Raw genomic sequence first — 11,552 nt, 5'->3', positions numbered from 1 at the left:
ATGGCCCGCCGCCAAAGTTCAGCCCCAGCAGTGGATTCCACCCAGGATTACACCGAGAACATCGTGGACATAGATGTCACGTCCGAGATGGAAGGCTCCTTCCTGGAGTACGCCTATTCGGTGATTTACTCCAGGGCCCTCCCCGACGCCCGGGACGGCCTGAAGCCTGTCCAGCGCCGGATTCTCTACATGATGAGCGAGATGGGCCTGCGCCCGGACCGCGGCCACGTCAAGAGCGCGCGGGTGGTGGGCGAGGTCATGGGCAAGCTCCACCCCCATGGTGACACGGCCATCTATGACGCCCTGGTGCGCATGGCCCAGGACTTTTCGCTGCGGCTGCCCCTCATCGACGGCCACGGCAACTTCGGATCGCTCGACGACGGCCCGGCGGCTCCGCGGTACACCGAAGCCCGCCTCGCGGCTGCTGCACTAACGCTGACGGACCACCTTGACGAAGACGTGGTGGACTTTGTCCCAAACTATGACAACCAGCTGACCCAGCCCGATGTGCTGCCGGCGGCCTTCCCCAACCTGCTGGTCAACGGAGCCACAGGAATCGCGGTGGGCATGGCCACCAACATGGCCCCGCACAACCTGGTGGAGGTCATTTCGGCTGCCCGGCACCTCATCGCGCATCCGGACGCCACCCTCGATGACCTCATGAGGTTTGTGCCCGGGCCCGATCTTCCCACCGGCGGCCGGATTGTGGGCCTGGACGGCATCCGCGATGCCTACGCCACCGGACGCGGCTCCTTCAAGACACGCGCCAAGGTGGAAATCGAGCAGCTCTCGGCCCGCCGCACCGGCCTGGTGGTCACCGAGCTTCCGTACATGGTGGGGCCGGAGAAGGTGATCGAGAAGATCAAGGACGCCGTCAACGGCAAGAAGCTGACGGGGATCAGCGACATCGTTGACCTGACGGACCGCAAGCACGGCCTTCGGCTGGTCATTGAGCTGAAGAACGGCTTCAACCCGAACGCGGTGCTGCAGCAGCTGTACCGCTACTCGCCCATGGAAGACTCCTTCGGCATCAACAACGTCACGCTCGTGGACGGCCAGCCGCAGACCCTGGGACTCGTGGAGCTGCTTTCGGTTTACGTCGGCCACCGGATCAACGTGGTGCGGCGCCGCACCGCGTTCCGGCTGGGGAAGAAGCAGGACCGCCTGCACCTGGTGGAGGGCCTCCTCATCGCCATCGTGGACATCGACGAGGTCATCCAGATCATCCGCTCCTCGGATGAGGCCGCGGCAGCCAGGGTCCGGCTGATGTCCATTTACGACCTGTCTGAGATTCAGGCCAACTACATCCTTGAGCTGCGGCTCCGCCAGCTGACCAAGTATTCCCGGCTCGAACTGGAGAAGGAACAGGACGAGCTGCGCCGGGAAATCGCGGAACTCGAGGCCATCCTGGCGTCCGAGGAACGGCTCCGGGACCTGGTGTCCGGGGAGCTGGGCGAGATCGCCGAGAAGTACGGGACACCCCGGCGGACGGTGCTGCTGGAATCGGAGGCCGTCTCCCCCACTGTCGCCGCTGCGCTGACCGCAACCAATGGCAAGGGAAAGCCTGCGCCCCTTGCCTTGGAGATCGCCGATGACCCCTGCTGGGCCATCCTCACCGCCTCCGGCCAGATTGCCCGCACGTCCAACCAGGAGCCCCTCGCCGAATCGGGTCCGCGCTCCAAGCACGACGTGTTCCGCTCCGTGCTTAAGACGTCCGCCCGGGGCGAGATTGCGGCTGTGACGTCCCAAGGCAGGATGCTTCGCCTGCAGGTGATGGACATGCCGATGCTGCCGCCAATGTCAGGGCTGCCCAACCTTGCCGGCGGTGTGCAGGCCAAGGATTTCATTACGCTCCTGAAAGGCGAATCGCTGGTGGCGTTCGCGCCGTTGGACGAGGTCCTGGCCATCGGCACAGCCCAAGGCGTGGTCAAACGCGTGCAGCCCGACTATCCGCTGAACCGCGAGGACTGGGAGGTCATCGCGCTCAAGGACAAGGACTCGGTGGTGGGGGTGGCCGCGGCCGGATCGGAGGACACCGAACTGGTGTTCCTGACCCGTCAGGCGCAGTTGCTCAGGTTCGGCGCCGGAAACGTCCGGCCCCAGGGCAGGACGGCAGGCGGGATGGCCGGGATCAAACTGGCCGCCGATGATGAGGTGGTGTTCTTCAACGCTGTGGCGCCGAACGACGACGCCGCCGTAGTGGTCACCATCGCGGGCACGAACGGCGCCCTCCCGGGGACCGCCCCGGGCACGGCCAAAGTCACCGCCTTCGCCGAATACCCGGCGAAGGGCCGTGCCACCGCCGGCGTCCGGGCCCACAGGTTCCTCAAGGGTGAGGACACACTGCTGCTGGCCTGGGCAGGACACGGGCCGGCCAAGGCCTCATCCCTCGCAGGCGTCGCCAGGTCACTGCCGCAGGAGCACGGCCGGCGGGACGGGTCCGGCATTCCGCTGTCCCAGCCGGTTGATGTGATCGGCCCGGCCATGGCGTGGCCGGATCCGGATCCGGCCTAGACTGCTGCCATGCCTATCATTCCTGATGAAAAAGACTGGACCTGGGTCCTGTCCCGGCCTTGCCCCGAGTGCTCCTTTGATGCCTCCACGGTCACCCCGTCAACGGTTCCGGGAACTGTGCGCAACATGCTGCCCCGCTGGCGGTCGGTCCTTCGCCGGCCGGACGTGGCGGAGCGGCCGGACGAAAGGACCTGGTCCGCCCTGGAATACGCCTGCCATGTCCGCGATGTGTTCAGCCTTTTTGACCAGCGCCTTAACCTGATGCTCGACGGCGACAACGCCCGGTTCGAGAACTGGGACCAGGACAGGACCGCCGTCGAAAAGGACTACGCCAACGCCGATCCTGTGGTGGTCAGTGCGGAGCTGACGGCAGAAGGTGAGCAGGTGGCCGAATCCTTCGCGGGGGTCCGCCAGGCGGAGTGGGGCCGGAAGGGACTGCGGAGCAACGGTTCGGAGTTCACCGTCCTGACGCTGGCGCAGTACTTCCTGCACGACGTCGTTCACCACCTCCACGATGTGGACGGGTGAGGCGTGGACGGGTGAGCTGAGCCCGGCCCTGCCCCTTTGTTCCGGAACGTCCGGACTGATCGCTATTCGAAGGACGAGCGGCGCTCGTCGGCGAGGCGGGTGTTCCACAGATCCGGCTTGCTTACCTTGAAACGGCGGCCCGTCAGCGCGCGGGGCGTAAGCCGGACGTAGTGGTCCTTAGCGCCTGGCTGCCACGGTTCAAGCTGGAGTGCGTCCACGGCGGCTTTTTCGGCGTCGCTGCTGATTATTTCCGTTTCTCCCCTCGCCACGACGCTCCAGGCCTCCTCCTGACGCGGGTCGTAACCGTCGATCTCCAAGGCGGCGGGCCTGGACGCGTAGGCTCCCCACAGTTTGGTGCCACCGGCCGTTCGGAAGACAATACTCCGACGCTCCAGGACGTAGTTCACGGGAAAGATCTCGGGGTGATCATCCACAATCAGGGCGAGCCTGCCAATCACTGCTGCTGCCAGCAGGTCCCAGCACTCGTCGTAGCCAAGTTTGCCCCCTGGGGGCGGAGTTGCGTCCATGAACAGCCACCGTACCTGTGGGGTACCGGAAAAGACCGGCACCGGGTTTCGAATACTTTTCTTAGGGTGAAACGGCCACGCCATGCCCAGCCAAATGGGTGACTGCGGACCGGACTCCTCCCAGGTCCAGCAAGGCGTCCTCCGGATCGATGTCCGCAGGGTTGTGGGTGACCAGGACAACTGTGCGGTCCTTCAATCCGGCCCTCAGGTCCGTCAGCATGGCGCGCCCTGCCTCGGCGTCCAGGTGGGCCGTCGGTTCATCGAGCAGGATCACCTCCGCCCCGGTCATAAGCGTCCGGGCGACGGCCAGCCGCTGGCGTTCACCACCGCTGAGGAAGGAACCTCCAGGACCGATCCGGGTGTCGAGCCCGGCGGGAAGGCGGGACACCAGGCCGCTGAGGCCAACGGCCGAAAGGGCAGCCGCCATCGCGGCGCCGTCCGCGCTGCTGTCCGCGGGACCGCCGGTGGACGGCCGCCCCAGCAGCAGGTTCCCGCGCAGCGTGGAGTCGAACAAGTGTGCTTCCTGCGGGCACCAGGCGGCCCTCCCCGTAACCCGGACACGGCCGTGGGCGGCCGGCAGGAAACCCAACAGGACTGAAAGCAGAGTCGATTTGCCGGCACCTGACGGGCCTGTCAGGGTCAGCCAGCGGCCAGGTCCGGCGGTGGCGGACACCCCGGAGAACACCGGGCTCGCTCCCGGCCAGGCTGCCCCAACGTCCTCAAGCTCAATCCCTGCCTCCCCGCCGGCGCGCTCCAGGACGGCCGCGCGACCGTCATCTTCCGCGTCTTTCGGGACACCATCTTTCGGGACACCGCTGCCGCTGTCCCCCGGTGCGCCCTCCAGCGCCCCGGACCGGCCTATCCGGCGCAGGACCGTCCGGAGCGCAGGGAACTGGCGCACCGCCGTCGTGACAGCTGCGTAAGGCTCCACAAGGGCCAGCTGCAGCAAGACCAGGACTGCAGCGGTGGCCGGAGGCAAGGTTCCCGCCAGCACCTGCGGTGCTGCCATGACAGCGCTGGCAAGGGCAGCAATGCCACAGGCCGCCACGGTGATGGCCTGGCCAATTCCTTCGGCCCAGGCCGACCGCTGGGACGCACGCGTGGCCGCACGGTCCTGGATGGAAAGTTCGGCAAGGACCGCCGCGGCTACTCCATTCACTTGGAGTTCTGCCCTGGCATCCAGGGCCGCCGCAGTGCGGCGGAGCACACCGCGGCGCAGGCCCTGTTCGGCGCTGGCGGATTTCCGGTCCCCCCACAGGGCGGCTGCGGGGGCCACCAGGAGGCTTATGCCCGTCCCGGCTGCAGCGGCCCAAAAGGCTGCCGGCACAAGGAGTCCGGAGGCCACCAGGCTGCCCACACCGACAGCGAGCGCCGTCAGCGGAGGAAGCACCACGCGCGGGAGCAGGTCGCGGACATTGTCGACGTCGTCAATCACCGTGCTGAGGACGCTGCCACCCTGCAGCAGGCGGCGGAGCGAGAGCGCCTTCCGGCTCAGGGATTCCCACAGCCGGCCGCGCAGCCTGGTCAGGGCGGCGAACACGGCTTCGTGGAGCAGGAGCCGTTCCCAGTAGCGGAGCACGGCGCGCCCGATCCCGAAGAACCGCACGCCGACAATGGCTGTGAGGAGATACAGGATGGGCGGCTGCTCACTTGCCCTGATGATGAGCCACCCGGACAGCCCGGAGAGCGCCACGGCAAAGATCGCGGCGAGAGTCCCCACCACTGCAGCGCCGGAAAACAGTCCGGCCACAGGCTGCAGCAGCCCCATCAGTAGCCGGCTTGAGGAGGACTGCCGCTCCCCCGGCAACCGATCTGTCCGTCCTGGCAGAGCCAGCAGGCGTGCCGGCAGGCCAGCGGGCGGACTAGCCGGAGGACTAGCCGGAGGACTGGCCGGAGAAGGGGGTACTGGGGCTCCCGCCCCGATGCCCTGTGCAACAGTGTCCGCGAAAGCCGGCGCTGCGGATTCCGTTGCGCCAGCTGCCGCGGAGACCGGAACCAGGTGGTCGGCGAGCTCCCGGGTCTGCTGGTCGTGGGCCACAAGGATGACGGTGACGCGTCCGCGGAGGCTGAGGACTGCCTCCTGTACACGCGCTGCGGACGCCCTGTCCAGGTGGGCCGTGGGTTCGTCGAGCAGGAGAACGGATGCACCGGCGCGAAGGCGGGCCAGGCCGCGCGCCAGTGCCACCCGCCGCAACTCGCCGGGACTCAGTTCCGAGGGATGCTTTCCGGCGAGATGGCCTGCTGCCGCCGCAGCCAGGCATTCCATCGCAGCAGTCTCAGCGGTGGAGCCGGCACGGCCGGCCTCACCCAGGGTGAGGTACAGCAGGACTTCCGCCAGGACGGTCTCCGCCACCATTACCGGGTGCTGCGGAACCCAGGCAATGCTGTCCCGGTTGAGGTGGGTGATACTGCCGGTGACGCGGGTGCCTGCACCGTCGCCGACCGTCCCTGCCAGTACACCGAGGATGGTGCTCTTGCCCGTCCCGCTGGGACCGTCCAGGGCAGTGATGCGGCCTTGGGGGGCGGTGAAGCTCACGGGCCCGACGGCGGGAACGGACCGTCCCTCATAGGTGACAGTGAGGTTGGTGACGGTGAGATTGTCGGCAGAATCGCCGACAGGCGCATGGGCGGGCAGCGGCCGCGGCTCTGGCGCCCCGGTGACCGCCCTCGTCTCCGCGAGCGCCGCACGGCCGTCGTCGCTGGCGTGGTGGGCTGTGCCCAGTTCACGCAGCGGCAGGTAGCAGTCCGGGGCCAGGATCAGGGCCAGCAGTCCGGCCTCAAGGGCCATCTCCCCGTGTACCAGGCGCACACCGATGAACACGGCCACCACCGCAACGGAGATGGTGGCTATCAGTTCCAGTGCCAGTGCCGACAGGAAGGCTGTCCGCAGCGTTCCCATGGTCTTGGCACGGTACTCCTCCGAGATCTCCTCCAGGGCCCTGCGCTGGGCGGTGGCCCGGCCGAGGCCCACGAGAACCGGCAGTCCCTTCGCCAGTTCGAGCATGTGTGCGGACAGCCGGGCCAGGGCGGCCTGGGCCTCCCTGACATTGTCCTCGGTGTAGCGGCCGATCAGCACCATAAAGAGGGGGACCAGCGGAACCGTGAGGACAATGACCACGGCACTGACCCAATCCGCGAACAGAATCCGGGCGCCGAGAAGCAACGGAATTGCAGCGCAGTTCACCAGTGCCGGGAGGAACTGGGTGTAGTAGCTGTCCAGGGCGTCCAGCCCGCGGGTGGCCAGGACAGCGAGTCCGCCGTCGGCCGGGCCTGTGCTCCGCGCACCGTTACGGAGGGCTCGGTTCAGCAGCTCGGAGCGCAGCTCCTCCTTGATGCCCAGGGCCGCACGGCGGGCAGCGATTCCCTGGGCCCAGACTGTGCCGGACCTCAGGACAACCCCGGCCAGCCCCCAGGGGAGCTGATCCTGCCAGCCAGGATCAGCGGTGGCCAGCCCGGCCAGCATGGAGGCAACGGCCTGGCCCATCAGGACCAGGGACAGCGCCTTCAGGGCGGCAAGCAGTCCCAGCCAGTACAGGGCGGAGCGGGTGGCCGGTCCGGCCGGGAAGTCCGGACGCACGTCAGCCCTTGTTGGTGAAGGCCTTGGCCGCAATGGCCGGCAGGAAGCTGTGCGCCTCCGGGATGTGCTGGGCACTGACGCGCCGCCGGAAGACCCAGTAGGTCCAGGCCTGGTATGCAATGACCAGCGGCAGGCCGACGGCGGCCACAACGCTCATCAGCCCGAGCGTGTAGTCCGAGGAGGACGCGTTGGAGATGGTCAGATCAAACGCAGGGTTGAGGGTGGACGGCAGCACCACCGGGAAAACGGCGGCGAAGATGGACGCGCTGCCCAGCACCAGGAAAGCTCCAAGCGCTGCAAAAGCCCTGCCTTCACTCCCCTTGCGGGCCATCATCCAGGCCGCGGCCGCTGCCACAACCGCAAGGAGGACCGCGGCCCAGGTCCACATCTTCCCGTCCACGACCTGGATGCTGACGGCCCAGCCCGCCAACGGGAGCAGCAGCACCGGAAGCAGCCGGATGAACCAGCGGCGCGCGCGGTGCCGCACGTCGCCGTCGGTCTTCAGTGCCAGGAAGGCCAGGGCGTGCAGCAGGGAGAAGCACACCACGGCCAGGCCACCGAGCACGGCGTACCAGCTGAACCAGGCGAACGGGCCGCCCTCGCGGTCACCGTTGGCGTTGAGCGGAAGACCGGTGGTGGTGAGCGCCAACGCGGCGCCGACGCCAAAGGCAGCCAGTAAGGAACCCAGTGCGATGGCCCAGTCCCAGCGGGCGCGCCAGGTGTCGTTGTCCACCTTCCCCCGGTACTCGAAGGCCACAGCACGGAAGATGAGCGCCACCAGCACCACCAGCAGCGGGAGGTACAGGGCGGAGAAGAGCGAGGCATACCAGAGCGGGAAGGCGGCAAAGGTTGCGGCGCCTGCGGTGATCAGCCAGACTTCGTTGCCGTCCCATACAGGCCCAATGGTGTTCAGCAGCACCCGGCGCTCGGTGTTGTTGCGGGCAAAAAGCTTCATCAGCATTCCCACGCCAAGGTCAAAGCCTTCAAGGAAGAGGTATCCGGTCCACAGCACCGCAATGATGATGAACCAGAGAGTTGGCAGCAGTTCCATTGTCGAGTTTCCTCAGCTCTTCTTAGTAGGCGAATGCCAGGACGTCGTCGGCGTGCTTTCCGCTGCCCGGTCCGTCCGGCCCCGGGGTAGCGTCCTCGTTTTCGTCCACCGGCGCATGGGCCAGTTCCGGCATCGCGGAAACCACGCCACCGCGGATGTACTTGACCAGCAGCTTCACTTCCACCACCAGCAGGACCGCGTAGATGGCTGTGAGCACCACCAACGACGTCAGGAGTTCCCCGGCCGACACCCCCGGTGACACAGCGGCCGCAGTAAACATAAACACCTGGTCGATGCCGTTCAGGTCCGGGTTGGGGGCCACCACAAACGGTTGCCGGCCCATTTCGGTAAAGATCCAGCCTGCAGCGTTGGCTCCGAACGGCGCCAGGATGCCGAACACTGCAAGCCGCATGAGCCAGCGCGATTCCGGAACAGTGCCTTTGCGCGTCACCCACAGCGCTACCAGCGCAGCCATGGCCGCGAGACCGCCGAATCCGATCATCATCCGGAAGCCCCAGTAGGTGACCTCCATGACCGGAACATATTCGATTTCCTGGCCGGCGCGCTCGCCATAGATCGGGTTGTCCGGAAGGTTTGTTCCGTAATCGGCCTTGTACTGGTCCAGGAGGCTGTTGACACCCTTGACCTCCGTGGTGAAGTCGCCCTTGGCCAGGAAGGAGAGGATCCCGGGAACCTCGATCAGGGCCACGATGTCATCGCAGTTCTTCGATCCGACGTTGCCCACACTGAGGACGGAGAAGCCGGTGCCGTCGTGGCAGGCAGCCTCCGCGGCCGCCATCTTCATGGGCTGCTGCTCAAACATCAGTTTGCCCTGCAGGTCGCCGGTGATGGCGGTCCCGGCAAAGGAAATCATGGCGACGACGGCGCCGATGCGCAGCGAGCGGATCCAGACATTGTGGTCGGCCCGGTCACGGCCGGGGATGTCTGCTGCTTCACCGGGGATGACCTTGCCGTCGGCGCCGATGGTGTCAACGCCGTCGCGCCGCCGGCGCCACAGGTGGTACCAGGCTATGCCCAGCAGGAAGCCGCCGGCCACGGCCAGGGCACCAAAAAGTGTGTGCGGTACGGCAACCAGGGCGGTGTTGTTGGTGAAGACCGCCCATGCGTCGGTCATAACAGGCCTGCCGTTGACCATCTCCACGCCAACCGGGTGCTGCATCCAGCTGTTCGCCACGATGATGAAATAGGCGGAGAAGGCCGAACCCACCACGGCAATCCACAGGCAGGCCAAGTGGATGCCGGGCTTCAACTGCTTCCAGCCGAAGATCCACAGCCCCAGGAACGTGGACTCGACGAAGAACGCCAGCAGTGCCTCCAGTGCCAGGGGCGCCCCAAACACGTCGCCCACGAACCGGCTGTACTCACTCCACGCCATGCCGAACTGGAATTCCTGCACGATCCCGGTGGCCACACCCATGATGAAGTTGATGAGGAACAGCTTTCCCCAGAACTTGGTCATCCGCAGGTATTCGGGCTTACCGGTGCGGTGCCAGGCCGTTTGGATGACTGCCACCACCAAGCCAAGCCCGATGGTGAGCGGCACCATCATGAAGTGGTAGACGGTGGTGATGCCGAATTGCCAGCGTGCGATTTCCAAGGCGTCCAAGGCAGTCCCTACTGTTGGCGGGGCGAACTTTTCTACGATCCGTAGAACTTTGACTTCTACCGAGTGTAGAACACTGCGCCCGGCGCTGTAAACCAACTTTTCCACCCTGGGCAGGTCCCTACAAGGCCCCGGAGCCGCTGTGTGTTCTACCTGACGTAGAAACTGCGGCGGAAACGGGGTAAATTTGTTTCTGTAGTTGCAGCGCTCGTTAGAAGTCATCGCTGGCCTGGCGCCAGGCGGTGCGGGGAATCTTAAGGATGTATGGAATGGCCAGTCTTGGTGAACTTGAACGGGCAGTGATGGACCTGCTCTGGGCGGGCCAGGGAGCAGCCACCGCCAACACATTGCGTGACAGGCTGGCGCACAGCACCGAGGCCCAGGGTGGCTCAGCAGGTCATGAAGGCAAGGAACTGGCCGTAACCACGGTACTGACCGTGCTTTCGCGGCTGGAAAAGAAGGGCCTCGTCGAGCGCGAACGCGGCACCCGGCCGCACCGCTACCAGGCGATCTCCAGCCGGGAAGACCACACCGCCGAGCTCATGCACGAGGTGCTGGGCTCAGCGCCCGACCGTGAAGCCGTGCTGGCACGTTTTATTGGATCCGTATCGGAAAATGAAGCCGAAACCCTGCGCAAACTGCTTGGCCACATCTAGCGGACCATGTTCTGGACCTCATACCTGCTGGCGGTCCTTGCGATAGTCCTGGCGTGGCCGGTGCCTATCCTCCTCTCGCGTGCCCAATGGCCGGCGCGCTCCCCTTTTACGGCGATGCTTCTCTGGCAGGCCATCGCACTGGCCGGTGGCCTGTCCATGATTGGCGCCATGCTGGTGTACGGGCTGGAACCCATTGGCGACAACCTGATCGCGGGCCTGCGCGCGCTCGCCGAAATGGTGCTGTTCAATGCCCCCACCACGGCCCTGGGCTTCTGGCATATCTTTGCCCTGTCCGCCGCGGCGCTGCTGACGGCCCACCTGGTTTTTACCCTGCTGCTCACCTACTACAGGATCGAGCGGCAGCGCCGCCGGCACCGCGAGCTCCTGGCGCTGCTGGCCTCCCCCTCCGCTGAAGGTGCCGGGACGGTGGTCATCAGCCATGACTCGCCGGTGGCCTACTGCCTTCCTGGCGGGGCCCGTTCGGTCACCGTGCTTTCGGACGGCCTCATGGCAGCCCTGGAACCCGACGAGCTGCGGGCAGTCCTGATCCATGAGAACGCACACCTGAGCCAGCGCCATCACCTCCTGCTGTGGGCGTTCGCGGCCTGGCGCCAGGCACTGCCCTGGCTTCCCACCACCCGGCTGGCCCAGGAGTCAGTGAACTCGCTCATCGAAATGCTTGCGGACGACGTTGCCCTCAAAACAGAAAGCAAGGCAACCCTGATCAAGGCCATCGCGATCGTCGCGAGTGGCAGCGCCAGCGGCAGTGCAGGCAGCAATGCCGACGCCGGTGTATCTGCAGGCACACGTCCAGCGGACGCCAACCCCGGCCTGGCCGGGCTGGAGACGCCGGGACTTGCGGGCTCGGATTCTGCCCGCACCACGGTCTCCCGCGTCAGCCGCCTCCTGTCACCGCAGGCAGAGCTGCCCGCGGCCGCCCAGGGGGCCGTGCTGGCCGGCTGCGTGCTGCTGCTCGCCCTGCCTACCGCTCTTCTGATCGTTCCCGGCCTCCTGGGCTGAGGCGCGGCCTTGTGACTGAGCAGGGCCCTCCTGGGCTGGGTTCAGGGGTCCGTGG

8 protein-coding genes are annotated in these 11,552 nt (G+C 66.4%); 4 read left to right on the top strand and 4 right to left on the bottom strand.

Annotated elements, in window-relative coordinates; all coding sequences use genetic code 11:
• Both F8G81_RS08985 and F8G81_RS08980 read left to right on the top strand, forming a co-directional pair.
• Complete coding sequence (locus F8G81_RS08985; protein ID WP_267278641.1) at positions 1–2,514, top strand: DNA gyrase/topoisomerase IV subunit A; 2,514 nt, start codon at positions 1–3, stop codon at positions 2,512–2,514.
• A gap of 9 nt (positions 2,515–2,523) precedes the next feature.
• Positions 2,524–3,042: a DinB family protein gene (locus F8G81_RS08980; RefSeq protein WP_267278640.1), complete on the top strand. Its 519-nt coding sequence runs from the start codon at positions 2,524–2,526 to the stop codon at positions 3,040–3,042.
• 62 nt (positions 3,043–3,104) lie between these two features.
• Here F8G81_RS08980 and F8G81_RS08975 read toward each other — a convergent pair whose 3' ends face one another.
• The 4 genes from F8G81_RS08975 to F8G81_RS08960 all read right to left on the bottom strand — a co-directional run bounded on the left by F8G81_RS08975 (position 3,105) and on the right by F8G81_RS08960 (position 9,824).
• Positions 3,105–3,569: a pyridoxamine 5'-phosphate oxidase family protein gene (locus tag F8G81_RS08975; RefSeq protein ID WP_267278639.1), complete on the bottom strand. Its 465-nt coding sequence runs from the start codon at positions 3,567–3,569 to the stop codon at positions 3,105–3,107.
• Between the two features lie 61 nt (positions 3,570–3,630).
• Entirely contained in the window at positions 3,631–7,146 is a 3,516-nt protein-coding gene (gene cydD / locus F8G81_RS08970; protein WP_267278638.1) for a thiol reductant ABC exporter subunit CydD, read from the bottom strand.
• A gap of 1 nt (position 7,147) precedes the next feature.
• On the bottom strand, positions 7,148–8,197 hold the full coding sequence (gene cydB / locus F8G81_RS08965) for a cytochrome d ubiquinol oxidase subunit II (RefSeq protein WP_267278637.1): 1,050 nt from the start codon (positions 8,195–8,197) through the stop codon (positions 7,148–7,150).
• A 22-nt stretch (positions 8,198–8,219) separates the two neighbouring features.
• Entirely contained in the window at positions 8,220–9,824 is a 1,605-nt protein-coding gene (locus F8G81_RS08960) for a cytochrome ubiquinol oxidase subunit I (protein ID WP_267278636.1), read from the bottom strand.
• A 266-nt stretch (positions 9,825–10,090) separates the two neighbouring features.
• Here F8G81_RS08960 and F8G81_RS08955 point away from each other — a divergent pair, with 266 nt between their 5' ends.
• Together F8G81_RS08955 and F8G81_RS08950 are read left to right on the top strand one after the other, a co-directional pair.
• Positions 10,091–10,477, top strand: coding sequence for a BlaI/MecI/CopY family transcriptional regulator (locus tag F8G81_RS08955; protein WP_267278635.1), 387 nt, complete (start codon positions 10,091–10,093; stop codon positions 10,475–10,477).
• A 6-nt stretch (positions 10,478–10,483) separates the two neighbouring features.
• Positions 10,484–11,497 (top strand): M56 family metallopeptidase, encoded by a 1,014-nt coding sequence (locus F8G81_RS08950; RefSeq protein ID WP_267278634.1) that lies wholly within the window; start codon positions 10,484–10,486, stop codon positions 11,495–11,497.
• Positions 11,498–11,552: the final 55 nt, after the last annotated feature.

The organism is Arthrobacter sp. CDRTa11 (assembly GCF_026427775.1).
GTDB lineage: Bacteria > Actinomycetota > Actinomycetes > Actinomycetales > Micrococcaceae > Arthrobacter.
The sequence above is the reverse complement of the archived record's forward strand: the minus strand, read 5'-3'. Positions and strand labels throughout refer to the sequence as shown.